The sequence below is a fragment of the Cupriavidus sp. H19C3 genome (assembly GCF_049393815.1).
Taxonomy (GTDB): domain Bacteria; phylum Pseudomonadota; class Gammaproteobacteria; order Burkholderiales; family Burkholderiaceae; genus Cupriavidus.
This window is the reverse complement of sequence record NZ_CP184985.1, coordinates 1,815,370-1,840,857: the sequence shown is the minus strand read 5'-3', so window position 1 is coordinate 1,840,857 and position 25,488 is coordinate 1,815,370. Positions and strand designations below refer to the sequence as shown.

Sequence of the window (25,488 nt, the reverse complement as noted above, 5' to 3'; positions counted from 1 at the left end):
AGACCCTAACGGGTCTTTTTTATTTTCGGTTCAACTGGTCTTCTATTTTCAATTTTCGGCATCTTGTGTATGTAAGCATGATGTTTTCAAAAGAGTCTTCATTGAGTATGCAACAGGCTTTTGCTGCTGCTCCTTTGATGACTGTTCCAATGACTTTCTTATTTGGTGACAAGTTGAAGGTTCTTGAACTTGTGAACCAAAAATAGAAGGCTGCATGTTCATTCCTGGTGGACTTCTCTGTCTTCAACTGCTGAATTGGATGAACCTCTTTTGTCTTCTCAAAATATTTTTCTACACCAACAAGAATCTTCTTCTCCAAGTCGGTTAAATATGACAATAATTTTTCTCTTTCCATTAGTTATCTCCTTTTCTTTTTGTAATGTCCAATGATGGTACTAATACTTCTTCTTTGTCCTGTGATTGACCTTGTGAAGCTTTTAATGATTGATTGTATTTATTGACCTTATTCACTATTTTAGGTGGTAAGTGCTGAACTACATCTTTATTAATTGAAACCACACTAGCCCAAAATTTAGGGTCATTCTTCAATTCTTCAGGGTAGTAATTGAAAAGCTTAGGCATCGCTACTGACACATAAGCTACAACACCTTTTTTCTGTAATTCGTTTGGAGTCATTCTTTCAAATGAATTGATGTTGTGCTTCAAACAAGAACTCAAAAAGCTTGCATCATTTTTGACTTCTTCAGGAACATGGTAAAGATTGAATGAATTGTTTCTCACTGCATAGAGTGAAACCAATGTGTCATTCTTGTCTTCACTGCCTAAACTCAAATAATCAAAATAGCTATCCATTCTTCCATGATAAACATCATCATCTTTAAATAACCCTTTTTCATAAACATAACTTCTCAAGTCATCACTTGTGAAGTCTAATAATTTCTTCTTAGCTTGTTGCATTTTCAACTCCTTCATAAACATAAACATAAACTTCCATGACTGCAAAGATGCAATAGGTCATCCAAATTGCCATGAATAGCATTTCAAATATTGGATGATTGAAGAACATCTTCACACTACCAAAAGCAAGTAAAACAAGTGTTAGTTGTTTCTCGTATTTCTTGCCCAACTCTTTTTGCTTCGCTGTTAAGAACTGAAATTTATCTATCAGTCCTATTCTCATAAGCAACCATTGAAGTGTTGCTATCCATAAAATATCAAATGAATTCATTTTTCTTATCTCCTTTTACTTATTAATAATACAAAATTGAAATCAATAAGCAATAGCTACAAAAAACAAAAGCCCTTTTTAGGGCTTTGTTTTTATCTACTTAATGCAGCTTCATCACTATTTTCTTTTGCTTTTCCTTGTTGCTGTGTTTGAGCTTTTTTATTCACGTATGTGCTACTGATTTTTTCTGCTCTCCCTTTTTCATCGTAAGAAAAATATCTCTCAATTCCTGGCTTAACACCTCCATCATGGCTGAAATCAGCATCGGTTAAACCTAATCTATCTCTCACTGCATCTTGTCTTGGCTTGTTGTAATCACCATCAGCAAAGTTGAGCATCTTGTTAGTTTCCAATTTTCTGAAAACCATCTTGTCTTGTGGAATGTTTGGATTGTTGTCTTTCACAACAACAAAGTATTTTCCAACACTAACCAAATCACCTTTGAACCATCCACCGTTTTGAAATTGTGTTTTACCATCTTTCTTGATGAAATTGCCTTGTTCATCTTTCATGGCAGTTTTAGGAATGCCATTAGAAAGATACTCTTTACCATCAGCGGCAAAAGCTATGACTGTCTCCATAGTGTCAATTTCATTTTTGATTTCTTTCATAGTGCTTCTTGCATGACTGATTTTTCTGTTGAAGTCATCAGCGGTTTTCTTGTCAGTGATTTTGTCAAAAGGAACTTCAATCACTACATTCTTTGTTTTCTGACTTTTATCTTCTGAATCAACATATCCTTTGATTTCACCTAACTTGTTTCTGCCTGCAATGTCATAAGTAGCATCGTAGTAGTTAGGCATGGTGATTTTATAAACACCTTTTTCTTTATCAGGTTCAACACTGATTGAATCGCCATTGCTTGATTTAATTAAAGTATCTTCAACAACTGTTTCTTTGGCTACGGCTTCAACTTTTTCTTTTTTTTCTGCTGCTGCCTTAGTATTTGTTTTTGGTGTTTTAGTTGCTGGTTTTTTAGCTACTTTCTCTTTTTCTGCATCATTTATCTTAGTCATATCTTTCTCCTTATTATTATAATATGTACTATAATTAATAGCGTTTTAAAAAGAGAAGTCAACAGACATAAAAAAAGACCCTTTCGGGTCTTTTCTTTTTTGGATGATTACTTAATCAAATTGAATTTTTCATCTCTACCATACATTTTGCAAAGGTCAATTCTTTCATATCCTGCTCTACTTAACTGACAGACTGCCATTCCAATGTTGTTGTGTCTTGCTGCAATTTGGTAGTTGTAGACATCAAGTGGCTTGTCACTTTCTCTGTGATATGTAGCAAGGTCTAAACTTCCTGTATCTACATAAGATTGACCTCTTGATTCACCTTTGTTATGGGCTTCAATTTTTCTTCTTTTCATGTATTGAAACATGTTCCCCATTGCACTTCTAGAACCTAACTTAGTCATGTACTCATAGTCAGGATGGGTTCTATCAAACTCAGGGCTTTCCAAGAAAGACTTCTCTGTATGGTCAAAGTCAATTGGATCACCTGTCTTAAATCCACTGTTGATGATGTGTGTTTTACCGCATCTGTAGATGATGGTTTCAATGGTTCTCTTGTTGTTGGTTGGTCCCCAAATGCAACTTCTGAAATGGTTCTTGAACACATCAATAACAGGTTCACCAAGCTTCTCAATCAAGCTGTCTTCTGTCTGAGTAGCAATGATGTATGAGAAGCCTAAACTTCTTGTGACTGCTGCTTTGTCAATCATGTAGGAAGTTAGAACGTCCTGGGCTTCATCACACATGAAATAGCATTGAACTTGGTCTTCTTAAGACTCCCATCCACCATTCATGTTTGCTCTTGCAGTGACATCAATAAGAACTTTGGTAATCAAAAAGCGTTGAACTAATTTTGAAACATCGCCCAATGATGGATCAATGTGGATACCAATTTTCTTGCCTTCTTTTTTTCCTGTTTTTGGATTAAATGCTGTTCTTCTCAAACACTCAGTAACATCAACATCACTATGGGTTGAAGCTGCCCATCCTAAGATTTTTTCAGAAGTAATCATCAAAGAGTTCCAGCTATCAACGGTGAATTCAATTGATGAATTGATTCTGTCTGAACCTTCTCTTTGTTTTGTTTTTACATAGTGAATGCAGTTATCAATATGAACCGCTCTATTGGTCAATACAGTGTTGCCTTTTTTATCCAAGGTTGTTTCTTTGTATTGAGAATGGCACATTAAAGCTTCAATCAATTCATGCTCTCCCTTCTCTGGTGGTGTAAGCATTTCAACACCAATTCTTTTGAAGGTTAAGAATGACTCATCATAGTAGCCTGCATGATTTGAAACACCTACCCATTCACCATTGAAGTGATCTAAAACATCAGGATTGACCTTTTCAGGGTTCTTCATTTCAACAAGTAATTCTTGAATAGATGAAGCATAGAAACATCCTAAGCCTGCTGCTGAATCCCAAATGTCTTTCTTGGAGTCTTCAGGACTTGAAACTGTCAAGATAACTGAAGCAACCATTTGTGGTGGAAGACCTAAAAGAATGTTTAAGTTAGGACTTCTTTCAATGGAAATGATTTCATCCAATAAACCGCCTTCACTTTTTACACCAAACTCTTTTACTAATGTGTTCTTTCCATCAACCAATAAGAAACCAGATTCTGATTGACAAATATAGAAGCCAATATTTCTAAGAGTGAAAGACTTACCGCCACCTGAATCACCCCAAACTGATAAGTGTCTTTTCTTATCGTTAAGAGTTAACCCCATCACGGTTCCACGTACAGGAGCATTCTTTCTGCCTAATGCTCTCATCATGCCGGTTGCTTCACCAACTGGGACAAAGATTGATGAGTCTTTTCTTGCATTGTAGATTTGCTTAATTTTGTTGTTGTTATGGTATGAATCAACACTTGCTTCACCTGCATTACTTCTGTGACTAGCTAATTGGGATGAAAGTGTTCTAGCTCTCTCAATGTTCCATGTTTCATTGTGTAGCTTCATAATCCAAAAAGGACTCATGAAGAATAAATATGGAATCACTAGCCCAATTAATCCAATGTTTGCAATAGTAGGAAGCATTAAGGATGCACCTGAACCCAACATAAATGCGGCAAACATTTTGAAGGCTCTTGAGTCACTTCCTTTTTGCATTGCGAATGGATTAATAAATCTCGCTTGAGCTATACATGAAATTAACCAAGCAATGATTGCGGGAAAGAAGAAAATGAAAGTGCAAGCACCAAATAGAGTTGCCAAATCCTTCATGTTCAAGTTTGATGAATTGAAGAAACCAACAATTGCACCAAAACCAAGGGCTGCTAGTCCAATGTTCCAAATGAACATCCCAACTAGCCAGAAGAAAGGGTTCAAGGCTGTATTGCCTACCATGAATCTATCCTGCATTAAGGTTTGCCCTGCATATGGCTTGCCTGACCTGGTGAAGATGGTCTTATCTAAGGGCTCTCTCAAATCCTCTGGCACATCCTCACCATTCAATGCTGCATTGCCTGAAGTAAGCTCCAAAGCCCAATCTAATGACTTCTCAAATGCCTTATCTCCATCTACTAAGCTAAATTTTTTTCCAAATAATTTCATTTTTCTTCTCCTTTATAGTCTTTTCATTTTTTCTTCTATGGTGGTTTGAATTGTTTCAACATCAGATTGTTTAACAACTCCTTCACCAAGCAATCTACTGAATACAGGTACATCTTTTTGAACAAGCACATCCTGAACTTCCTTGACTCTTGACTTGTAGAAATCACTGCCAACATCTTTTTTCATTGAATTCATTGTTTGTACAAACTGTTCAAGTTTTAAATTAACAATGTGATTCAAGAATGTTTGTGCTGCATATGGTTTATTTGCTTCAACTGTATTCAACCATGCATCATTTGCTTTTTTGAATTCTTCAACTGCACTTGTTAAGCTGTCTTCACGTATTGATTCGGCTTTCTTTTCAGCTTGAATTTTGTTTTGAATTTGCTGAACCTTCACATAGCCTAAGTTTCCTAAAAAGATTGAAGCAGCTAAACCAAATAGGACTCTGTGAAGTAGATAGCTCTTCTCTTGCTTTGTCTTCTGTTTAATCCAATCTCTGAACTTGTAAGCAACTCCACCAGCAATAGCGGTTAGAATTGCTGCCTTGTTTATTCCACTCATGCTGAAAAAGTACATGGTCATGAATATTGAGACACTAACAACAAGACTCACGCTGTTTGCAAAAGAAAGTGCATTGTCTGCAAATTGATTTCTAAGCTCTTGAATTTGTCTTGTTGTAATGTATTTGTTTCTCTTGACTAATTCATTTCCTGCCAACTTTGGATCAAAAGCCAAAGGAAGACATCTGATTTTGTCTTGCTCACTCCAATATGCAAATGGAGCAATAACTTGTTTTTTAAAACTTCCAAAAATTAATCTTGCTAAGACTTGATTTATTTTTGATGATGTAGTTAGTGCATCAAGTTCTGCTTTCTCCATTACAACTTGGCTCCAAACAAGATAGAAGTTCTTAGGGTTTGTATGAGCCAATTTTTCCTCTAGAGCAATCATTTCTTCAAGAAGTCTTTCGGCTTCCTTGTCTTCTTGCGTCTTGTTATCAAATCCCTTACTCAAATCACTTTCTATCTTTTTGTATTCATCATTGGATATTTCCAATTCATCAAAGTCATCTATCTTTTTTAATGTTGTGGCTTTCATATTTTCTCCTTTATAGTTATTTGTTTAGTTGCCAAACTCATCTAGTTCACCAAATGGGTTTTCAACAGGTTCTTCTTTGGATTGAACTTGCTCTTTGTTCTGTAATGGCTTCACTCCTTCAAAGTGATAAACACCATAGCCATTTAATCTTTCAACCAAAGCATTCTTCAATTCAATACACTCTTTCTTTTCTTTTGGTGTAGTTGATTCAAAAGACTTTCCTTTGTTTTTCACTGATACATTGAAAACCCCACCTTTCTCATAAATAGAGACTGTGTGATTTTTGTATGCCTTGTCATTGAAGAAAATAGAGTTGTATTTATCTGAATAAGTACAACCCTCACCATTAGAAATCAACTCTTCATTTAATTCTTTTAAACTTTTTTCTGTCATTTTATCTATCTCCTATTGTAATTAGATTTTTATTTGATAAGATATATATACAAAATAGAAAGTATTAAGTCAATACAAGGAGAAATAAAAATGACAAATAACGAAAATAAACTTTATAATTTGTTGAAAGCTGATGATGTTATTCCTCATATACTTTCAGGAATTAAGGACATCAATGAAAGAAATGATTTAAGTGAGTTCTTGAAGAAGAGAGGTGTTTCAGGTCATAAAGAAATGGAATTAACCTTTGCCTTCTACTACATGACTGCTGAAGCATTTAAAGAATTCACAAGACAACAGATTGATTTCTTGGATGAGTTATCAACAAAAACTGACTCTATTAGTGATAGAGTGAATTCTTTAAGTATCGTGTTGGATGAACAAGCAAGTAAGTTTGACAGTGATGTTAAAAAAACTATGGCTGAGTCCGTTGATAACATCGTCACTTACATAAAATCTTTGTCTTCTTATGTTATTGAGTTATCTGAAAAACAGGACTTAACAAAAGAAGATGTGAATAACAAATTAAGAGAAAGCATCAATGAACAAATCAAACCAATCTTTAGTGCTTTCCAAGATGTTCAGGCGGCAAAAACTGAAGAGTTGGAATCTGAGATTGATAAGTTGGTATTGGCTTGTTTAAGCAAAAGACTTCAGAAAGGTGAAAGCTCAAAAGTTGTGAAACTTTCTGAAAAGATTGATGAACTTATCAAGCAATCAAAAAATGCAGCAAGCTTTACAACTGCTCAACTTATCGGCTTATTGCTTGGTACAGGTTTAGCAGGATCTATCTTTACAGGAATACTTTTGAAGTTCATGCACTGAAAACGATGGAAAAAAAAAGACCCTTTTGGGTCTTTTTCTTTTTGGCTTAGTAGCCAACACCTGCTTCTATCTGTCTCTTCTTGTTAGGTTGCTCAATCTCTTGTTGTGGAGTCTTCAACTCATTTGATTGAGTGTGACTTTTGATTGCTGCCATAGCAGCACTTTCCTCCTTACCTTGAGTCTGAACTCTTCCTTTGTTGGCTTCCTGGATAGCTGACATAGATGAAGTCTTACCTTCGTTGCCTTGTGTCTTCTCTACTTGGTGCCCTTTGGTGATTTCCTTGGTTCCATACTCTTGAGCCATCTTCTTATCAGCTTTCATGATGATGTTCTGTAAAGCTGGTGAGTAGTCAGAAAGCTTCATCTGTTCTTTACCAAAAATGTTACTAAGATTGAAGCTCTTATCTCTTGAACCTTCTTCAGACATTTCAGCGGCATTGATTTGTTGTTGTGATATTTCAGCTTTTGGCTTCTCTATCACTGCTTCTTTGGAATTTGTCTTGTACTCATGCTTCCAAGTTCCACCTAACTCATCGGCCTTGTAATCTCTGAATGAATTCAATGTTTTATTTTTCTCAATGTCACTGATGTTGTTTAAGTCTTTGTTGTACTCGCTGTATGGCTTAACTTCTTTTCTTTCAAAAGTAAAATCTCTATCATTGGATTTGTCCATCATGCCTGTATAGTTTTTTACAAACTGGTCATCATATCTTTCTGATAAAGCTTGTTCACGGTAACTTTTATCTGACTCAACACCAAGATAAGCACTTCTTTCTTTGTCAAACTCTTTATAAGCCTTGAACCATTCTTGTTTATCTTCTGCTGTGATTGGTTGTAGCTGAGTTGCTTTTTTTTCTTCCATAGAGACTGTTGGATCGCCAAGTCTTCTTGTAGCAACTTCATTGCTATTTGCCTTGTCCATCAACTTGAAATCAACCTGTTCAAAAGCATGTTTCTTTTGAACCATATCAACTGAATCAGGATTGAACTTTTGAGCAAAGTCCAATTCTGCAGCTTGGTTTCTATGCATGAATTTCAATGAGTCAGAGTAGGCGGCATCATTGGCTTGAACTTCATGAGATTTACCTTTAACGCTCTCTCTGTATTCCTTGCCATTTTTTGTTGCAAGTGTTCCAAGTGAAGCACTGCTTGAATGCTCAAAGTAGTTGTTCACTTGCTCAGGGTTGCGGTGGTCAAAGAAGCCCTTGAAGTCTTGACCATGCTTCATTTCATCGTGAATGGCATTCTCACGCTCCACCATTTCAGTGTGCATGGCTTGGCTACTCAATCTGTGGTCTGTCTTGGATAGAGTGGAATACTCCTTGATGTTGCTTTCCACTGCTACAGGCTCTTTAACTGGCTTGTTTTGACTCTGCATGAATGCAGAAGACTCTTGAGCTGCTGCTGCCATCTCAGGTGTGATGGACTCGGTGACTTGTGGCTGTTCAGGTGTTGGTATACCTGCGGCCTGTTGGAAGAAGGATGATGAGTCTAGGGCTGCTGCTTCCATTTCTGGTGTGATTGAGCTTGTGGCCACTGCCTCAGTAGTACCGCCTTCATCAAATACAGGCTCTTCCTGACTCACAGAAGGCTCACCAGTACCTTTGCCTGTCTCAACGGATTGAAGAGCTTCAGGGCGATCCTGGGCTTGTTCCTGGTTGGCTTCCTCCTGCTTACCAAACATTGTTTCTTGGGCTTGTTGCTCCAACTTCAATTGAAAGTCTGCATTAGCAAACCAATCTTCCATTGTTGCACCATGATTGATTTCATCAGCAATTGTCTCTTTTACACCTTGAACAACTAGCTTTAGTTTTTCTTCGTATTCAGCTTCAATTTGCTTTCTAAAATTTTCTATTGCTTCATCAGTAAATAAATCCATAGACCTTTCTCCTTATATTAGTAGTTCTATGGATTTATATTACAAAAAATAAAATTTAAATCAATGCTTTGTGGTGTTTTCCTCCTTCATTTTCATATCTTTTTCAAAGACTCTTTCCAATCTTTTGCTCATCTGTTCTTTTTGATGTTTTTCAAAAACTTGCTTAGATGAAGTTTGTAGATTTTTGTATGGTGAAGCAAGAGTTTGAGCAAGATTCAATACTGTTGTGATTGCATGAGAATCAAAAATAGCTTCTAACATTGAGTCTTTCACCATATCTGAGGCAAGTTCATCAGCACTATCCCCTTCAAGATCAATCAAGTCATAGATTTTCTTATTTCGTTCATTGTTTCTGTCAAAGTCTGAAATATCCATTTCTTCATCACTTGGCTCATCGTCATAATAAGTAGACCCTGCTATTTCACCTTTTGAAGCTTTTTCATTTGCATGTTCTTTTTCCTTTTCAAGTTCTTCAGCCAATAATCTTTGTTTTTCTCTTTCTTCTCTCATTGCTGTAAGTCTTAAACTGACTCTACTATTTTCATCTTTAGCAATGGTGTTAGATGGTTTAACAGGTGTGAATGCGTTATCTTTTCTTTTCTTCAATTCCTCAAATGGTTTTTCCAAAATGAATGCATCGGCTACTCCTGCTGATTTGTAGTAATAGCGGATACCTGCACCTTCTACTTTTTCAAGCATTTTTGAAAGGTCAGAAGGAAGAAGAGCTTCTTCTGTGTGCTTCTGCCAATTTTTAGATTGGCTAGTAGTTCTATCTGATTGCTGATGTGTTTCACTGACTTGAAGCTTCAAGATGTCTTTCTTGCCAAGTGAATCACAGATAGCTTTCAAGGTTTCACCATTCGCACCTGTGCAAATGAAGTTGCAGGCTGTACCTAACCATCCTTGAACATCTTCCTTCTTGTATAGGTTCCAAAGTTGGTTGATGTCCTGAACTGCTACATAGGCTCCCCATCCTTTTGAACGTCCTCTTTCAAACAACTTGTTGACTACTGGTAGCCCTTGGCTGTTTGACATCTTGCCTGGTGCATGGAATTCATCTAAGAAGAAATTGCCTATTGGCTCAGTTTCACTTTCAATTAATCTTGGGTTATCAATGAATGAAATAAGATAAGAAAGAATCATAGACACAAAAGGTCTAGATATTGTTTCTACTTCAGCATTTGGGTAGATGAATAAAGTTCTGACTTCATAATCTGGGTCAGTCATGAACTTTTCAAGAGAAATCTTTCTAGCATTTCTGTTGTTAAGCATGTATTTTGCAATACCTGTCCACATTTCAGATTTTGCAAACATGTTAATCATGATGCCGGCTGTGGTGACGTTTTGTTTTATTGTTCCATCAGGATTTAATTCACCTACTAAAACTCTTGCTTCAGGGTAATACTCAAAGATTGCATAAGCTAAATCTTCATGAGACTGAAGAAGCAACTGAGACATATCAATCCAGTCAGCATCAACAATTCCTGTTTTTGGATCTCTTGTTGTCTCTTGTAAATAGACAATCAAGCCCTTGGATACTGCTTGTGCTGCTGAAACCCACATGGAGCCATCACCATTGCCTTCAGGTGGAATCATCCCTGCTACTACTGCTGATAGAAGACCTGGGCCGTTGATGTCGTTGAAGATGTCAGGAATGGAACCATGCTTGTCTGTGAAATCAATGATTGCCATTGATTTATCCTTGGGATTGAACAAGGCATTAGCAAACTCTCTCTTAGGGTCAAGAATGACTGTTCTCTTGCAATTCTTGATAGATGCTTTTAGGTGCGGTGCAAGGACTTGGGATTTACCTGAACCTGTTGTTCCAAAGATTAATGTGTGTGTTCTTCTTGAATGTTCGTCAAACATCAAGTTGTGAGACATTTGGGCAAATGCTTTGTGCTTGCCATATCTCTTTGATTGAGCGGATAGTTTCTTAGCAAGAATTTCTTCTGACTCGTCAGGCTGAAAAACTTGGGCTCCTGCTTTGTGTTTGATAACAACTGCATCAACAGGGTTTCTTATTCCATGTCTCACTGCATAGAATGTTGAATAGATTGCTGCCAAAAATGGAACAAACAACAGTTTGATTAATATGACATTTACAGGCCAATCACCATAGGCTGCTTTTATCTTGTCTAAATAAACTCTGTATTCCCAACTTGATTCAGGGAAGAATCCAAAGAACAAGTGTGAGAACCATCCCAATAATCTAAATAACTGATAGAACGGGTTGGCATTGAAGTTGTGAGATTCTTTTACATCTGCACTTGCTTGAACAATCCAAGTTGGTGGATTTGGAAAGAATGAGAAATCAAGCATCCATAAAAACAAAACAACAAGAACATATGAGAATATGAAAGCAAATATTCCATATCCCCACAATGTTTCTTTCCAAATAACTGCTTGTGTTTCATCGGGCAATCCTTTCTTGTCTCTGTAAGATCGCCAAACAACTTCTTTTAATCCAAATGTTCTTTTGTTTATTTCTATAGGAAGACCAGTTTCTTTATCTAAGACAATGTTTCCATCTTTGTCTTTTAAATACTGTGGCTTTTTCATAAGACACTCCTTTATTATTATTTTTCTTTTGAGTGTTCATTTTCAATTACATGAATTTTAATGAGACAACTAACAACAGACCAATGTAGCCAATCAATGAAAGACCTACAGCATTTTCAGAAATGTAGCTTGTCAATTTTGAGATTTTTGATTTTGGCTTGATGTCACTATCTGGCTCTTCATAGTCATCCATCAATAAACCACCGTTCTCAACTTGGTTATCACTGTGCTTTGTTAATGCTGCAAAGAATTCTTCATCTGACACTTTTTTATTTACTTTATTTTCCATAATATTTCTCCTTGTAATTATGTATATATAACTTATTCTATGAAATAGGTTTTTATTGTCAATAAATCACATCAAATAAGATATCGTGTAGAAATAAAAAAAGACCCTTTCGGGTCTTCTTAGGTGAATGCATATTTTTCTCTGTATTGTCGTAATCTTGAAAACTTCACATCATCTGCTTTTAATGACTCTACTTTACTGAGTATGTAGAACATTGCTTCTGTTCTAAACCAAGCATCAAACCTGATGAATTCTTTCTCTGAATATTCTTGAAATCTGAATTCATTAACTTGCATGTCTTCATCTATCAATGCAACTTCAAACAATGGAATCATTTCATCAACTACAACAAGAAAATCTTCTTCAAAAATCTTCATTGCTTGTAGCTTTGATTTCATTCCAATGCTTTTGATTTTTTTGTTTAAGTAATTCACATACTCACAGAAAAATCTATCTAACTTTCTGTTGTTCAAAAATTGAAGTGGTGTCTTTATTTTCATGATTGTCTCTCCACGTCATGAAATTTCTTAGCTAAGAAGACTGCTCCAATAGAAAGGCAACTTCCTAAACCTACTGCCATTCCTGTTGCTACCAAAACAAATCCAACAATGAACATGCCAACTGTGAATGTGTATCTGTTTATCAATGATTTTTTAACAGGAACAACAGTGACTTTTACTGAACCATCCTTTTCTTCTATTTTGTTTTCAATGTAGTTCATGATTAAGCTCCTGTTCCTATTTTTTTAAGCTCTTCCTCTAATGTCTTCAACACATCATTAACATCTTTTGATGATTTAATGATTTGACCTTGTGCAGTAGGGTTGATGATTGACATCAATCTTTTGAACTTATTGCCTTTGGTGTCAGGGACATTTTTCAATAAGTAGTAAGTTGGAGTCATTTCTACTTCTGTAGTGATTGCAACAATCTTTAATCCATATGATGCAATTTCTCCATTAATTATTGTAAGTGATTTCATATTTATTTCCTTTATAGTTGTCTTATTATTCTATGAAATTATTAAACAATAATCAATAGTACAAACAATAAAGGATATCTAATAAAAAAGTCCCTTTCGGGACTCTTCTTCATTCTTTTTTATCTTCTGGTATGTATGTTCCATCACAATCTTCAATAATGTCTTCATCTTGTGTGTTCTCCATTGAATAGACATTTCTGAATCTGTATTTACAAAAGTTCTCTATATCTGCTTTTGTTTTGATGAAACAAGCAAACTGACAATTCAAACAAATTAATCTTTGTGGTGGCTGTGGTTCACCATGAGGAATGTTGTTGATGACTACACTTCTTGTCACTACTCTAATGACGTTGCCTTGTGAATCTTTTTCAACTTCAGGTTTGGATTTCTCTGTGTTTGCTAATTCATTTATCTTCTTTAAGTCTTCTTCTCTTTTATTCATTTTTGCCATAATCATTTTCCTTTATAGTTATTGTCTTATCTTACGAAAAATAATTATTAAATCAATAGTTGATGGTAATGTTTATGCAGTCTTCTATCATCACTAGAAGAAAGGTCGGAGCCTTTCACTCACGTGTCTAACCTGCCTGTGAGAAACCTTCTTGGTGGTTGGGTGGCTTCTACCTGGCTGAACCTGGTTGAGCTCGTCCAGTGCGGTTTACGGACTCTGTAGCAGGGTTATAGAGACTTAGGCTGTAGCTGTTGGCCTGTAAGGTAAGTGTGCGCGGCTTCGTCCGTGCTTCTTGGGATACCTGCAACCAAAAAGAAATCCATCAAGATTGTTGACAAACAATAAAAAACAATTATTGTTAATGTATTGAATGATGGCTCCTTTTATCTATCTGCATTATTCATATTTTCCATAATAAGTAAGAATAGCCACTCTCAACAGTGGCTTTTTCTTTGAGACAAAAAAAGAAGGCTCCAACTTGGAGCCTTTTCTTTTACATGGATAGTTCTGCACCATCTTCTTTTGCTTTCTCTTTTCTCTTTTGTCTTAACTGACTGAAAGAATTGTTTTTGGCTTCTTTCTCTTTATTTGCATCAGTAGCCAATGGTTTAGTAGATGTTCTAGCTTGTTCATTTACCTTAGCTTGTTCAACAGATTTTGTGATGTCTTCCTGTTTAACTGCTTCACTCTTGATGTGTGTTGCAACTTCCGGTGTCTTCACAGTAGATTGAACTTTATCACTGGTCATGTTCTGGATGCCTTTATCTAAGAAGGCTCCATTCTCTTTAAGACCTGCAACAATGCCATTGATTTTTTCTGCTGCTAATTTTGCTGCTTCAGCTTCTTGCTCTTCTTGGAAGGTAGGCTTTTCACCTGAAACATATCTCTTGAACATATCAATCAAGTCTTCCTTGGAATTCTCTCTCATGAACTGTTTCTTGATTTCCTGAAACTCAGATTGAACACCATAGATTTTGCACATGAATCTATTTCTTGTGATACCCACGTTGTAGATTTCCTGACACAACACTTGAGAATTTTCAGCACATAAGAAGACATCATTAACGGTTGCCCCTTGTGATTTGTTCAAGCTTATGCTGTATCCCAATCTCACATTGGTTATATCTTCAAGAATTCTTTCCTTGCCATTATCTAATGAAATAATCATTTTTCCATTGATGACATCTTTGATTGTTCCAATGTCTCCATTGGAATAAGAGTCTTCCTTGTTGTTGTTCTCTTCAAGGATTATTCTGTCACCTTTGTAAAATCTTTCCTTCTCATTTTCAAGATAAGTTCCACCAATCTCATTGCGGTTCAATCTTTCGTCTTGAATTTTTGAATTCATCAAGTCAATGGTTTTGTTATCAGGCGCAAGCAATAGTTTTTCTTTGAATTCATTTTTGTTGTCAAGATAATCAACAACAAGTTGATTGTACTTATCTTCTGATGTTTCAAATAAAACAACTCTTCCTTCTTTTTCCATAATATCCAATGAACCTGTTTTGTCTGCATTGGATATGTGTCTTCCGTCTTTCTTGATAGCTTCAATATCACCACTACGGTACACATCAGCAAGGGCAGATTTTTTAGCTGCTGCAAGAGCTACTTCATCCTTCTGTCTTCTGATTTCAGTTAAGTAGTTGATGTGTGGCTTGATGCTCTCTTCCTTGGCAAAGGCTTTTAAAGTGTTGCCTGTGGCTACTGAAGCAATCTGATTGTGATCGCCTAGTGCAACTATCTTGGCTCCATTCAAGTTCTTCAAAAGGTCATTCCAATGGCGAGTTCCTACCATTGAACTTTCATCTAAGAAAAGGATGTCATTAGGATTTAACTGAAGCTTGTTGTCTTTGATTTCCATAAGCAACTTATCAACGGTATAGCCCTTGTTGACTGCTGTCTCATCAATCAAAGCACCTTTCACTTTGCCTGTTGGCGCGACTCCAAAGGTTCTATAACCGTAGTTGTTGGCTATCTCAGTAGCTTTTCCAACTGAGAAAGTTTTGCCTGCTCCCGGTACTCCAATAGTGAGTGTCCCTTGTCTTGGTTCAAAGATAGCCTTGATGAAATCTAGCTGTTCCTGGGCTGGCTTCTTGTCTGCTGGTGAAGCATCAACAATCTTTTGAATCTCAAAGTCAATGCGGTTATGGACTCTAGACTTCCATGCTCTATTGACTGCACCACTCATCATCTGAACATTTTCATGCTCCTTCTGCATGAGCTCGTAGGTAGTGAAATTCTCTTGGCCGGTCTTCATGTTGCCAGTAGAGACAAGGAAGCCGTTCTTCTGCCACTCATCAAGCTTGGCTCTTGCAAGGACTGTGGCTTGTGGGCCAATACCTGCCATCTTGGATAACTCAATCACCATCTGATTCTCAGTGAAGAATGCTGATGTGTTGGTTAAGCTTGTAATCAACTCTCTATCTGTTTTTCCAAGGAAAGTTAAACCAACATCACCTTTGGCTTTCATCTTCAATTTCATTTCAGATACAGACTTGGCAATCTCAATATCTTTCAATGATTTTGCCTTGTTCTCTTTTGGAGCCTTCAAATACTTCCAAACATCTTGACGGTGTTTGTTTGAATCCAAAACCTTGAAGCTTGATTGATACTCACGATTGACCTGGTTCAACTGACTCATTAAGTCATTCTTCTTGTGGACAAGCTCTCTTCTTTCTTCAATAAGTTGCTTTCTCTCATTGACTACTTTTTCTCTATCCTGATTTGATGGTTTGCATTCCCAAATATTTTTCTCAACTTCTTTTTCTTCCCATTCCAAAACCTTCTTGGTCTTTGGATCAACTGTCTTAGGAAGATTAACCTTGACCTTCTGTTTTCCTTTGAAGGTTAATTCAATGCGATTATCTGCATTGTCATTATTCTTAACTTGCTCTTCCCATTCATTGATAGCATTTCTTAAACCCTTACCCCATACAGTCACTTCTTTACCGTATTCATTTTTATAAGTGACAAAGTAAGAAGTTCTGTTTTCTCCTTCTTTCTTAACTTCACCTTCCTTCAATGGAAGTTCAGCTTGACCATGCTTAACCAAAACACCCCATCTAGTGTTTTTATCAAGTGAGTCTTTCATGGCTTGATGTTCAGCTTTCTTAGCATCAATCTCTTCAGAGTAGCCTTTCATTTCTTCTTTTAATTGATTCACTTGAGACTCAATATTTTGTCTGATTGTTTCAGTTTTTTGAAACAAGGTTTTTTTCTCTTGTTCAATATGTGAATCAATCATGTCTCTTGCTTTGGTAGATTTTTTGATTTTGTCTAATGACTCCTTATCAAAGGCAACTCTCCAATCTTTGATTTCAGCACCTAAAGAATTCTCCTTAATGGATTTACCTTTCTTGTCATAAGCTTCAACGGGAAATTCATCACCAAACTGTTTATTCCATTCTTGAACAAGCATTGATTTATACATTGCATCAAGTTTTTTATGGAAGTCTTTTTGAGTGATTTCAGGGATTTCTATTGCTCTAATTTCTCCATTTGGCAACTCTAAGATATTCGGGATTTTCATGTGAATGTGGCTAAATGGAAGACCTTGACGTGAGTCATTGTGATAGTACAAGTAGTAAGCTGACTTACCTTCATTGCCTGCATGGTCAGTTAAATACTCTTTGAAAATTTCGTTATAACTTCTTTCTGCCAAATCCATCATCATTTTTTCAGCCTGTTTTCTTTTTTCTTCAGGCATCATTGCGATTGCATAACTAAATGTGTGATCTTGAGTAAGAACAAACTCAATACCTGTTTTTCTTTTTGTCTCTACTGTCTCTCTCACATCATTCTTTTTGAACTCAACTTTTTTACCTGCCTTGTTCACATAGAAACCATTCTCAACATCTTTTTGAGTAATGTTGATGTAGAAGTTTTTAGGGTCAGGGATGACTCTTTCACGGTTCTTGTTTCTGACATCTTCTTTTTTGAATGAAATCTGTTGTCCTTCTTCATTCACATAGAAGCCATTCTTTATGTTCTCTTCGGTAAGAACATGATATTTGTTGTCAGGATGTGGCACTGAATAGACTGTTCTCTTAACTGGCTTCACTCCATCCTTAGTACGTGGGTCTTTACCCATCTCAAGCTTAGAAATGGTTGCAAGGTTTTCTAAGGTAAGGTGTCCATCCAATCCCCACTGCTTGAACAAATCACCTCCTGCCCTGGTGTAGTTCCTCATGGCATCTTCCATTGCTTCAGGTGTAGCAATAAGGTCTTTCACTCCATACTGATTACTTGCTGAGATTTCAGCAGTCAAATCAGCAGAGTTATATTGACTATCAAATCCAATGCTGTTTTCTGTAAGTTCAGCCATTTGCTTCAATAAATATTCATCGTAATCAAAACCATCATTGAAGCTTACATTTTTTATTCCTATTCCCATGATTAACCTCTTCTTGTAATTGCTTTTATGAAAAGTTCAATCAAGTTAGATACAGCCTTAGTTAATGCTGAAACACTTTCTCTGTCTTTTCTATGTTCTCTTTCTATCTCATCCAAATATCTTCTATCGGCTTTTCTCATTTCAATGAGTGAATCAATAATGCCGGGTAGTTGCATTACTTTTTCCAACTTCACTTTTTCAACTTGAAGTTCTCTATTTTCACTATCGGCTTTTAAAGACCATAAGTAATCATTTACAGAAATTCCTCTTTTCTTTGCTTCATCAACAAATGACTTACTTATTTTTGCCATAACTATTTTGTCAGTCATATTCTTCTCCTTTTTCTTCTTTTATCTTGTTTACTTATAACAAATAAAAAAGAAATAGCAATAGTTGACTAGCAAAACCCTTAATAAACAAAAGATAACAGAGTGTCGGTTTACCGGACAGTCGATTAGTTCTTTTCCTATTATTTTTAGCAAAACACCTAAAAAAATAACACAAGCAGAATAAAGCGGAACAAAACAGAAAGAGACAGAATACTTCCTACATAAATCAGAATGCTACCTACATTATTCAGAACTGAACTACACTAAAACAGACTTAATCTGATATTGACAATAAATTTCAATTTCATAAAATGATTCTTAACTATAAGGACAATTTTATGGAACAAATTGAAGACATAACTAAACAAAAAATAGAAGAACTTCTTTTGTTGAATATTCCACCTTCTAAAAAGGTGATGGAAGTTATCAACAAAAACATCAAGCTTTGGGACTCCAAACTTTATGTTGCATGTAAAGATGCTGATGTTAATTTTCTTGAAACCATTCAAGAAATTCTTGCTCTTGGTGGTTATGAGATAGACAAGGCAACCTTAACAACCTATCTCAACAGAGCAAGAAAAAATAAAAAGGTGGCATCATGAGTAATGATGTCATCGTAAAACTAACAATGGAATTCTTTGAGGAAGCGAAAAAGAATCCATACAAGAACATCCAAAAGGTTGTGAGTGTGAATTACAACCTTTGGTATCAGGATGGTGGTTTGGCTGATGTGCTTGAGAATGCTGGTCTTGGTGTGTACAAGGTCATAGCTGCCATTCTCAACAAGGCAGGCTATGAGAATGCTTCTGAAGACTATGTTGGTCGTTGTGTGCGTAAGCATGAAGAACGTCTTGGGCTTAAATCCCCCAAAACTGAGCCTGTACCCGCTGCCGGTGTCATAACTAGAAAAGTAGGCATAAGCCCCGTTGACCGTGGTGTGGGTGTACCTGGTGGGCATTCCCCTAGTGGTGGCAGTGTTGCAAGGGTGGAAGTCTTGCCCGATAGCAACAGAGAGAATTCATTGCCCGTTGCTACTTCAACCAATCCTTCATCTTCTTCTGTTGGTTGGTGGGATGTTGTAGCTCAGAAGCTAGGCATTGAAATCAAGAAAGTCTCCCCCGATTTCAATTTCTTCAACACCTTCATTTCTGTAAATCGTCAGAACATGAATTATGAAGATTCTGACATAAAAGAACCTTATCCTGATTATTCAAGTGATGAACTTGAATTGATAGGTGGAATTCTTTATTTATGCAAAGATAAAGGAATAGAAGAAAACTTAGCAAATAAATCAAAACAATATTTCTACAATAAAGAAGCGGAAAAGGCGGTAAGTGCTTTGATTACAAAATGTGATAGGTTAAAAACAATCATAAGATTCAACAATTGAACCTACAAATAAGAAATCCCCCGAAGGGGATTTTCTTTTTTCTCTCTCTCATTATTTTATAATGGATTTCATTAAGATTTCGGCATCATCAAAGTGGTCATCTAAGATAAATCTTACAGTTCTTGATTGATCGCCTACTATGTTTTTCACAGTCTGAACATTATTACTTTTCAATAATGCTTTTACATGGCCTGCTGTGTCGTACTGAGTGGTTTGTTCAACTTCAATGAAATCAAATTTATCTGTCTCTTTTTTGATTGACTTAACCACATCAGATTCATTGTAAGCATTCATGGTCTTACTCAATAAATCATCATTTTGTTGCATAACACCTGTATTGATGATGGATGCAACTCTAACCTTTGCTCTTAATTTTGAAGATGGAATATCTTCTAACCATTCATAGATTGTTGAAAAACTTCTTGGGCATTTGTCGTTAGATAATGGAACTGCAAAGGTGCATTGAACAGTCTTGTCAAATGATCTGAAGAACTTGTCAATTGCTCCAAAGCCTGAGACTGCTTCAGTCATCTTGTTAGCTCCCATATCAAAAACAATGAAGTCTGCTTCAATGTCTGCTGCATCAATAACAAGCTCAGGATTTTTATTCACATCAAAAGCCTGACATCCTTTTAAAGCATCGTTTTGTGAATCATTTTGATATTTTCTAAAGTTGCTGTATGCGTTTTCTGCATCAGCATCAAAAAATGCGACTCTATAGCCTTCTTCTCTTAATGCTGAAACAAGTTTGTCTGCATTGGTAGATTTCTGAACTCCACCTTCATTTGAAGTAAAGATAACAACTTGTTTAGTGGTTAATCTTGAATCTAATGTGAACTCTTCATTTTCTTGAACTTCTGTATTTACATTTGCTTTTTTACTCATTTTTTTCTCCTTTATAGTTGAGTTTTGTAATTTCTTTTTTAATTAATATTGCGATTGCTGATGATTCTGTTGTCTTATAAGCCATTGAAAGCATCACAATCAACTTACTTAATTCTTCATCTGTTCTCATGATGAATGTTTTTCTGTTTGGTTTGTAATCTATTGATTTCATTTTTTTCTCCTTATACTTTCTATATATACAAAATATATAGAAGTAAATCAATAGTTAAACTTAATTTCTTAAACTTTTTTGTCCAAAAATTCTGTAGCAGAAATTTCTTTCTTTGAACTCAAAGCCAATAATGTCATAGACAGTGCTTCTATCTAAATATTCAAAGTCTTCTTCCATCTTCATGATTTCTGATTTTGAATAACCTTCACTCATCAAGTAGATGATGTAATCAAGGATGTGTTCATCATCAACTCTCTGAACCATTTCTTCAAATTTCAATTCAACTTGACTGATTGAAGATTTAACTGCAACTTTCTCTTCTGTTGGTTTAGCTGTCTTCATTGAAACAACTAAATTTGCAAATTGTTCTAAAACGTCTTCATCCATCATTGCCATTGCTTGCTCTACATTAACTGTTCTCATATTTTTCTCCTTTATAGTTTTTAATTAGTTGTTTTTTATTCTTACATAGATTTCGTGAAGTGCATCAGCGAAAGCCCAAAATGTTTTGATGACTCTTTCAAGTCCTAAGATTGTTAATCCAATTGCTGCGATACATAAATAAATCATTTTTCTCTCCTTGTTTTCTTTTTTATATATACAAATAATAATAAAATAAAATCTAAAATCAATAGGTAAATGAAAATAAATTGAAATATTTTTGAAAGATGATATCTTTTGTTGGAAATAAAAAAGGCTCCTTGTTGGAGCCTTAGTTTTTTGAGTGGTTAGAAGTTAGGGCATAAGCCATATTTTGCTGTCTGTCTGAAAGAAGTCTTGTTTTCTGAAGAGTCTCTTTGATATTCATTAAGTGCTATTTCATAGCTATCTTTTATTGATAGCTCCCATAATCTAGCATTGTGAAAAACAGTGATGAATTCTTTAATCAATCCTTTGTTGCTGACTTCTTCTAGTTCATTGGCTGGATAGATGCAGTGAAGATATTGTTTGATTTCTTTTTCTGATTTTTTCAATTCAATTAATGGATATAGATTTTTTGTTTTACTCATGATTTTCTCCTTTGTTATTGGTATGAGTGTTTGTTAGTAGTTGCCAAAGTTTAAGTTCTAGCTCTTGGTCATTCTTCTTGAACATGAACTTTGTTCTTGGGTCGTTGTAGATGATTGATGGATAGTCATCATCTAGGTGGATGGTGAACCCATCGGTGCTGTTGTGCTTCTTCTTGCCGTCCTGGTTGATGTACGGCTTCATAAAACGCACTAGAAGTGTGTTGTTCCTGGCTGTGGTGGTATGAGTCCAGTCAGTAGCTTCTAGGGCTTCTATGGTGAATCTATGAAGCTTTGGAAGTATGGTTTGGATGTCATGGCTCATGATTAGTAGCTCTCTCTGTTTAGGATGATTTCTAAGTTCTGAGAGTCCATGTAGGCATAAGTGCAGTAGACAACTAAGCTATCAACATGATGATGGTTAGCTTGCTTCCAAAACTGACGATAAAGAGCAATTGTTAGCTCTTCTGTTATGAAGACTGCTTTCTTAGTTTTCTTTGGTGTTAGGTAGGTGCATAACAATGAACCATCATTGATAAGTACAAGGCTGTTTTTGTTGTTCTTGGTTGTGTAGCTCTTGATGATGTCATCAGCAGTAAATTTTTTATTTGTTCTTGTTGTTTTCATTTTTCTTGCTCTTGTTGGGTAAAAAGGGGTTTCCCCCTTTTCTTAATTTAACCAGTCATTCAATCCATTGGTTTTTGCTTCTTCTAAGATGGATGTGTATTTGTCAATTTTTCCATCTTCTCTTTCCCATCTTGATACTGTGTACCACTCGCCATCTTCACAAGCATTTTCAAATCTGAAATTTTTTCTTCCTTCTGCTGAGATTTCAACTTCATAGATTGAAAATCCAGTGTATGCATCAGGATAAATAATGTCATGGTTGTATACTTTGATTTTTACGATTTCTGTTTTCATTTTCTTTTTCCTTTATATATAATCTAAGTATAAGAAAATAAAATCTAAAATCAATAGGTTGTGGTTAATCTCGATATCTTCTTTAAATGAAAAAAAGCTCCTTGAAGGAGCCTTTAATTTATATCTTCACTGTCTTTTTCTTTTGTTTATTACAAATAAATTCATTTGAGAGTTTTAGCTTTAGACTTAACTTGTCAATATACCTTAAATCTTCATCATCAAAAAATATAAATGGATTTCTCATATAGGATTGATCAATAACCTTACCTCTTGATATTTTTGAAAAGATTTCATATTTGTGCAAAACATACAAACCGTTCTCTAGTTTTGGTTTGTATGCAACATTACCATTTACCAATAATTCAGTTCCATTTAAGTCATTTGACATACTGGAAATTAAGTTTGCCAATTCATTTGATATTTTCATATTCTTTTTCCTTTTTAGTTATAATCTAAGTATAAGAAAATAAAATCTAAAATCAATAGGTTGTAATGAAATAGGATATCTTCTGTTTGATAGATATTTTCTTTGATGTTGGATTGCGGTAGCAAAAAGAAGCCGGCTTGTCCGTGCTTTCTGAGAGATTGAGCAAAGAGAGTTAGGCAATAAAAAAGGCTCCGTTTGGAGCCTTGGTTTAGGGATTGAGTAGCCTATTCATTAGATGGGTTCTGAAGTCTCTCATGCTTGGTATGAACATATGAACTCTGATTTCATCATCACTGAAGGAATAGACTGCATAAACATTCTTGTGATGGTATTTTTTGAAGTTCAAATAACCTGTTCCATCAAGTTCCTGAATGTTGGTTCCAATGGAAGGATTGTTTGCAACCTTCTTTAGATTGTCCTGCCATTCATCAACAATCTTATTCCAATCTCCATTGCTGAACTTCTTGACTACATAAGACTTAATTTGATTGAAGTCTTTCTTTGCATTCTTGGAGACAATGATTTTTCTCATTCTGCACTCTTCATTTCAGCAAAGAATTCATCAGCTTCTTGGAAGTTGCCATTGTTGAAGTCGTTGTTGCTCATGGCTAGAAGCTTCAACAGTGCCAAAGTTTCTTGCTGTCTCTCGTACTCATGGATGTCCATCACTACCATTTTTGCTTCACCATTCTGAGTGATGATGATGGTTTCAGGATTGGTAGCGAAGTCTTTAACGATGTCAGCAGCATTAGACTTCAGGTAGGAAATCGGCTTGATTTGGGTGGCTAGGCTCATGATTGGCTCCGTCCTGGTGGGTGTCGGTACAAGCCATAATATAGACTAAATTTCGGCCAGCGTCTAGGCTTGGCAACAAAAAGGCTACTTGTTGGAGCCATTTTTATTTACTTTCTTCAATAGAACTTTGTATGTTTTTTATTGTTGTTTGATAGATTTCATTGAGTTGATTGGTGGTGATGAAGTGAGACTTTGAAAAGTAAGCAAGATGTTTGAATCCTGCCCATTCTAAAAATAAATTCATATCATCATCATTGAAGACAACAGAGAATTTGAAGAAGTTAAGATTGTGATTGAAATACTTTACCTGTTCTTTTATTGATGTCTGAAGAAGTTCTTTTTTTGTTGGTGCATCAGTCATTAGAACACCTTCACATTGTTAGCTATCTCTCTCTTTGCTTTTGTCTTCTTATCCATAAAGACAATTTTTTCAGACATTGCAAGCAAGATTTCTTTTTCATGATTGAACTTTGCTTCTTCAATCTCTTTGAAGTTCAACAAAACAATGTTGATTGCAATTTGAAAAGCATCTTTGTCTTTTTGAGTTATTTTTATAAACAAAGCTTTGTAGAACTTATAGACTTCCATGAACCACTCGCAATCTTTGTATAGTTCAACAATTTCTTCTTCTGTGTAGATTTTCATTTTCACTCCTTTATAGTTATAATTAATCTTACAAAAATAAAATCTAAAATCAATAGGTTGTTGCAATTATTTCTTTGTTGTCATAAATAATCATCATCTACATGAAGACTAAGTTTTTATGTTTTGGATTATTACTTTTGAAAATCGGCCAAAAACCGACCTCACAGAAAGCCCTACACGGCGACAAAACGGGATGGGTGATGCTATGACATATCCAAGGGTGCAAAATTGACTGTAGAGCCTTCTAGGTACCTTCCTGAGCATTTGCCTAAAATTTGAGCAAAAAAGAAGCTCCTAGAAGGAGCCTTTTGGTGGTGTTCCTGGTGTGTGCCAGGTCAAGTATGGTTGAAGTGGGCTGCTGCTGCTCCATAGAGCTCTCTGAAGCTGTGGGTTGTGAGAGTGGTGTAGTCTATGAACTTGACCTTGATGATGTGCTTCATGCTGTACTTCATATCAGCCACTTGGTTTAATTGGGTTGCAATGAAATAGAATATCTTCTTTTGAAAAATATTTTTGATTTGCTATTGAAATAAATGTAAAAGCAATTATGATGATTTCTATTCAAGCAAGTTCAACTTCTGTTTGATTATCCTTTATAGTTGGTTGTGAGAGAACCTAGCCTTTGAGCTAGGTTTTTTCATTGTGAAAGCAAGAAAAGCGCCGACACTTTTGATGACTGAATAAACTTTTTTCTTAGTCATACGTTGATCTAGTCATCTATGTACGCAATAATCAAATCATCCAATCAACAAAGAAGGTGAAGAAGATGATGTTGCCTGTTCCTAATCATGTCATCAATGGTGATGGTTTCTACATCAGCTATAACGACATTGATTTATCTATTTATGGTTGTGATACCACTGCCCTTGTTCTTGGGCAAATGGAAAGGTTTTATATCCTGAATGGTGATCATGTTCGTCAATACATGGAAATCATTCATCTTGGTTTTGATGCTTGCTTTGATTACTTCATGGATAACCTGCAAGACATCAACAAAAATAGTGACAAGGTGGCTTAAATGGAACTAACTATTCAAGGTCGTGTTGGTCGTCCTTCTTCTGGTGTTGACCGTAAAGTTCAGCTTGCTAATGCTCAGAAGAAGAAGAGATTGGAAGACAAGAAGGATGGATTGAAGCCCATCAATGTTTCTGTCTCAGGTGATAAGAAGAGCCTGTTCAATGCTCTGTGTGAAATTCACAAGATGACTCAGAGAGAAGTGATTGAAGCATTGATAGATAGGGCAATAAGAAATGGCTCCATCATGTAAAAAGGACTCT

Annotated in this window: 34 protein-coding genes; 5 read left to right on the top strand and 29 right to left on the bottom strand. The window is 35.7% G+C overall.

Annotation, left to right across the window (positions count from 1 at the left end; translation table 11 throughout):
* Positions 1 to 19: 19 nt before the first annotated feature.
* From DFLDMN_RS08575 to DFLDMN_RS08540, 8 genes are all read right to left on the bottom strand, one after another.
* The gene (locus tag DFLDMN_RS08575) at positions 20 to 355 is read right to left on the bottom strand and encodes a hypothetical protein (RefSeq protein WP_423198041.1); all 336 of its coding nucleotides are present in this window, start codon (positions 353 to 355) and stop codon (positions 20 to 22) included.
* Positions 355 to 918 (bottom strand): DUF4116 domain-containing protein, encoded by a 564-nt coding sequence (locus DFLDMN_RS08570; RefSeq protein ID WP_423198040.1) that lies wholly within the window; start codon positions 916 to 918, stop codon positions 355 to 357. The genes DFLDMN_RS08575 and DFLDMN_RS08570 overlap by 1 nt, the downstream gene beginning before the upstream one ends.
* A complete protein-coding gene (locus DFLDMN_RS08565; RefSeq protein WP_423198039.1) occupies positions 905 to 1,189 on the bottom strand; it encodes a hypothetical protein in 285 nt (94 codons plus the stop codon). The genes DFLDMN_RS08570 and DFLDMN_RS08565 overlap by 14 nt, the downstream gene beginning before the upstream one ends.
* Before the next feature lie 92 nt (positions 1,190 to 1,281).
* Positions 1,282 to 2,205, bottom strand: coding sequence for a hypothetical protein (locus tag DFLDMN_RS08560; RefSeq protein WP_423198038.1), 924 nt, complete (start codon positions 2,203 to 2,205; stop codon positions 1,282 to 1,284).
* Between the two features lie 107 nt (positions 2,206 to 2,312).
* Positions 2,313 to 2,954, bottom strand: a complete 642-nt coding sequence (locus DFLDMN_RS08555; protein WP_423198037.1) for a hypothetical protein — start codon at positions 2,952 to 2,954, stop codon at positions 2,313 to 2,315.
* Positions 2,955 to 2,978: 24 nt separating this feature from the next.
* Positions 2,979 to 4,766, bottom strand: coding sequence for a hypothetical protein (locus DFLDMN_RS08550; protein ID WP_423198036.1), 1,788 nt, complete (start codon positions 4,764 to 4,766; stop codon positions 2,979 to 2,981).
* Positions 4,767 to 4,778: 12 nt separating this feature from the next.
* Positions 4,779 to 5,867 carry a hypothetical protein gene (locus DFLDMN_RS08545; protein WP_423198035.1) on the bottom strand — a complete coding sequence of 363 codons (1,089 nt, stop codon included), beginning with the start codon at positions 5,865 to 5,867 and terminating at the stop codon, positions 4,779 to 4,781.
* Between the two features lie 24 nt (positions 5,868 to 5,891).
* The gene (locus DFLDMN_RS08540) at positions 5,892 to 6,260 is read right to left on the bottom strand and encodes a hypothetical protein (RefSeq protein WP_423198034.1); all 369 of its coding nucleotides are present in this window, start codon (positions 6,258 to 6,260) and stop codon (positions 5,892 to 5,894) included.
* 90 nt (positions 6,261 to 6,350) lie between these two features.
* Here DFLDMN_RS08540 and DFLDMN_RS08535 point away from each other — a divergent pair, with 90 nt between their 5' ends.
* Entirely contained in the window at positions 6,351 to 7,085 is a 735-nt protein-coding gene (locus tag DFLDMN_RS08535; RefSeq protein WP_423198033.1) for a hypothetical protein, read from the top strand.
* 46 nt (positions 7,086 to 7,131) lie between these two features.
* Here DFLDMN_RS08535 and DFLDMN_RS08530 read toward each other — a convergent pair whose 3' ends face one another.
* The 9 genes from DFLDMN_RS08530 to DFLDMN_RS08490 form a co-directional block, all read right to left on the bottom strand.
* A complete protein-coding gene (locus DFLDMN_RS08530) occupies positions 7,132 to 8,964 on the bottom strand; it encodes a hypothetical protein (RefSeq protein WP_423198032.1) in 1,833 nt (610 codons plus the stop codon).
* Positions 8,965 to 9,024: 60 nt separating this feature from the next.
* Positions 9,025 to 11,526, bottom strand: a complete 2,502-nt coding sequence (locus DFLDMN_RS08525) for a type IV secretory system conjugative DNA transfer family protein (RefSeq protein WP_423198031.1) — start codon at positions 11,524 to 11,526, stop codon at positions 9,025 to 9,027.
* A gap of 46 nt (positions 11,527 to 11,572) precedes the next feature.
* Positions 11,573 to 11,815: a hypothetical protein gene (locus DFLDMN_RS08520; protein WP_423198030.1), complete on the bottom strand. Its 243-nt coding sequence runs from the start codon at positions 11,813 to 11,815 to the stop codon at positions 11,573 to 11,575.
* 119 nt (positions 11,816 to 11,934) lie between these two features.
* Complete coding sequence (locus tag DFLDMN_RS08515) at positions 11,935 to 12,315, bottom strand: hypothetical protein (protein ID WP_423198029.1); 381 nt, start codon at positions 12,313 to 12,315, stop codon at positions 11,935 to 11,937.
* Positions 12,312 to 12,536, bottom strand: coding sequence for a hypothetical protein (locus DFLDMN_RS08510; protein WP_423198028.1), 225 nt, complete (start codon positions 12,534 to 12,536; stop codon positions 12,312 to 12,314). Before DFLDMN_RS08510 ends, DFLDMN_RS08515 begins: the two co-directional genes overlap by 4 nt.
* Before the next feature lie 2 nt (positions 12,537 to 12,538).
* Positions 12,539 to 12,796: a hypothetical protein gene (locus DFLDMN_RS08505; RefSeq protein ID WP_423198027.1), complete on the bottom strand. Its 258-nt coding sequence runs from the start codon at positions 12,794 to 12,796 to the stop codon at positions 12,539 to 12,541.
* 109 nt (positions 12,797 to 12,905) lie between these two features.
* Positions 12,906 to 13,247 (bottom strand): hypothetical protein, encoded by a 342-nt coding sequence (locus tag DFLDMN_RS08500; protein WP_423198026.1) that lies wholly within the window; start codon positions 13,245 to 13,247, stop codon positions 12,906 to 12,908.
* 493 nt (positions 13,248 to 13,740) lie between these two features.
* Positions 13,741 to 17,640: an ATP-dependent DNA helicase gene (locus tag DFLDMN_RS08495; protein ID WP_423198025.1), complete on the bottom strand. Its 3,900-nt coding sequence runs from the start codon at positions 17,638 to 17,640 to the stop codon at positions 13,741 to 13,743.
* A 2-nt stretch (positions 17,641 to 17,642) separates the two neighbouring features.
* Complete coding sequence (locus tag DFLDMN_RS08490) at positions 17,643 to 17,969, bottom strand: hypothetical protein (protein WP_423198024.1); 327 nt, start codon at positions 17,967 to 17,969, stop codon at positions 17,643 to 17,645.
* Between the two features lie 338 nt (positions 17,970 to 18,307).
* On the opposite strand from DFLDMN_RS08490, the gene DFLDMN_RS08485 reads away from it, so the two are divergent.
* Both DFLDMN_RS08485 and DFLDMN_RS08480 read left to right on the top strand, forming a co-directional pair.
* Positions 18,308 to 18,571, top strand: coding sequence for a hypothetical protein (locus DFLDMN_RS08485; protein ID WP_423198023.1), 264 nt, complete (start codon positions 18,308 to 18,310; stop codon positions 18,569 to 18,571).
* Positions 18,568 to 19,359, top strand: coding sequence for a hypothetical protein (locus tag DFLDMN_RS08480; RefSeq protein WP_423198021.1), 792 nt, complete (start codon positions 18,568 to 18,570; stop codon positions 19,357 to 19,359). Before DFLDMN_RS08485 ends, DFLDMN_RS08480 begins: the two co-directional genes overlap by 4 nt.
* A 51-nt stretch (positions 19,360 to 19,410) precedes the next feature.
* On the opposite strand, the gene DFLDMN_RS08475 is transcribed toward DFLDMN_RS08480, so the two are convergent.
* The 12 genes from DFLDMN_RS08475 to DFLDMN_RS08420 form a co-directional block, all read right to left on the bottom strand.
* Positions 19,411 to 20,244, bottom strand: a complete 834-nt coding sequence (locus tag DFLDMN_RS08475) for a hypothetical protein (protein ID WP_423198020.1) — start codon at positions 20,242 to 20,244, stop codon at positions 19,411 to 19,413.
* The gene (locus tag DFLDMN_RS08470; RefSeq protein WP_423198019.1) at positions 20,237 to 20,416 is read right to left on the bottom strand and encodes a hypothetical protein; all 180 of its coding nucleotides are present in this window, start codon (positions 20,414 to 20,416) and stop codon (positions 20,237 to 20,239) included. The genes DFLDMN_RS08475 and DFLDMN_RS08470 overlap by 8 nt, the downstream gene beginning before the upstream one ends.
* A gap of 60 nt (positions 20,417 to 20,476) precedes the next feature.
* The gene (locus DFLDMN_RS08465) at positions 20,477 to 20,839 is read right to left on the bottom strand and encodes a hypothetical protein (RefSeq protein ID WP_423198018.1); all 363 of its coding nucleotides are present in this window, start codon (positions 20,837 to 20,839) and stop codon (positions 20,477 to 20,479) included.
* Between the two features lie 305 nt (positions 20,840 to 21,144).
* A complete protein-coding gene (locus tag DFLDMN_RS08460; RefSeq protein ID WP_423198017.1) occupies positions 21,145 to 21,426 on the bottom strand; it encodes a hypothetical protein in 282 nt (93 codons plus the stop codon).
* Complete coding sequence (locus DFLDMN_RS08455) at positions 21,419 to 21,748, bottom strand: hypothetical protein (protein ID WP_423198016.1); 330 nt, start codon at positions 21,746 to 21,748, stop codon at positions 21,419 to 21,421. Before DFLDMN_RS08455 ends, DFLDMN_RS08460 begins: the two co-directional genes overlap by 8 nt.
* 2 nt (positions 21,749 to 21,750) lie before the next feature.
* Positions 21,751 to 22,050: a hypothetical protein gene (locus DFLDMN_RS08450; RefSeq protein ID WP_423198015.1), complete on the bottom strand. Its 300-nt coding sequence runs from the start codon at positions 22,048 to 22,050 to the stop codon at positions 21,751 to 21,753.
* Positions 22,051 to 22,092: 42 nt separating this feature from the next.
* Positions 22,093 to 22,344, bottom strand: coding sequence for a hypothetical protein (locus tag DFLDMN_RS08445; protein ID WP_423198014.1), 252 nt, complete (start codon positions 22,342 to 22,344; stop codon positions 22,093 to 22,095).
* A 118-nt stretch (positions 22,345 to 22,462) separates the two neighbouring features.
* Positions 22,463 to 22,771: a hypothetical protein gene (locus DFLDMN_RS08440; RefSeq protein ID WP_423198013.1), complete on the bottom strand. Its 309-nt coding sequence runs from the start codon at positions 22,769 to 22,771 to the stop codon at positions 22,463 to 22,465.
* 208 nt (positions 22,772 to 22,979) lie between these two features.
* A complete protein-coding gene (locus DFLDMN_RS08435) occupies positions 22,980 to 23,303 on the bottom strand; it encodes a type II toxin-antitoxin system RelE/ParE family toxin (RefSeq protein WP_423198012.1) in 324 nt (107 codons plus the stop codon).
* Positions 23,300 to 23,566 carry a type II toxin-antitoxin system Phd/YefM family antitoxin gene (locus DFLDMN_RS08430; RefSeq protein ID WP_423198011.1) on the bottom strand — a complete coding sequence of 89 codons (267 nt, stop codon included), beginning with the start codon at positions 23,564 to 23,566 and terminating at the stop codon, positions 23,300 to 23,302. Before DFLDMN_RS08430 ends, DFLDMN_RS08435 begins: the two co-directional genes overlap by 4 nt.
* A 103-nt stretch (positions 23,567 to 23,669) precedes the next feature.
* A complete protein-coding gene (locus tag DFLDMN_RS08425; RefSeq protein WP_423198010.1) occupies positions 23,670 to 23,927 on the bottom strand; it encodes a hypothetical protein in 258 nt (85 codons plus the stop codon).
* Positions 23,927 to 24,211, bottom strand: a complete 285-nt coding sequence (locus DFLDMN_RS08420; RefSeq protein WP_423198009.1) for a hypothetical protein — start codon at positions 24,209 to 24,211, stop codon at positions 23,927 to 23,929. The genes DFLDMN_RS08425 and DFLDMN_RS08420 overlap by 1 nt, the downstream gene beginning before the upstream one ends.
* A 766-nt stretch (positions 24,212 to 24,977) precedes the next feature.
* Here DFLDMN_RS08420 and DFLDMN_RS08415 point away from each other — a divergent pair.
* Together DFLDMN_RS08415 and DFLDMN_RS08410 are read left to right on the top strand one after the other, a co-directional pair.
* Positions 24,978 to 25,229, top strand: a complete 252-nt coding sequence (locus DFLDMN_RS08415) for a hypothetical protein (protein WP_423198008.1) — start codon at positions 24,978 to 24,980, stop codon at positions 25,227 to 25,229.
* On the top strand, positions 25,230 to 25,478 hold the full coding sequence (locus DFLDMN_RS08410; RefSeq protein WP_423198007.1) for a RepB family protein: 249 nt from the start codon (positions 25,230 to 25,232) through the stop codon (positions 25,476 to 25,478).
* Positions 25,479 to 25,488 lie beyond the last annotated feature (10 nt).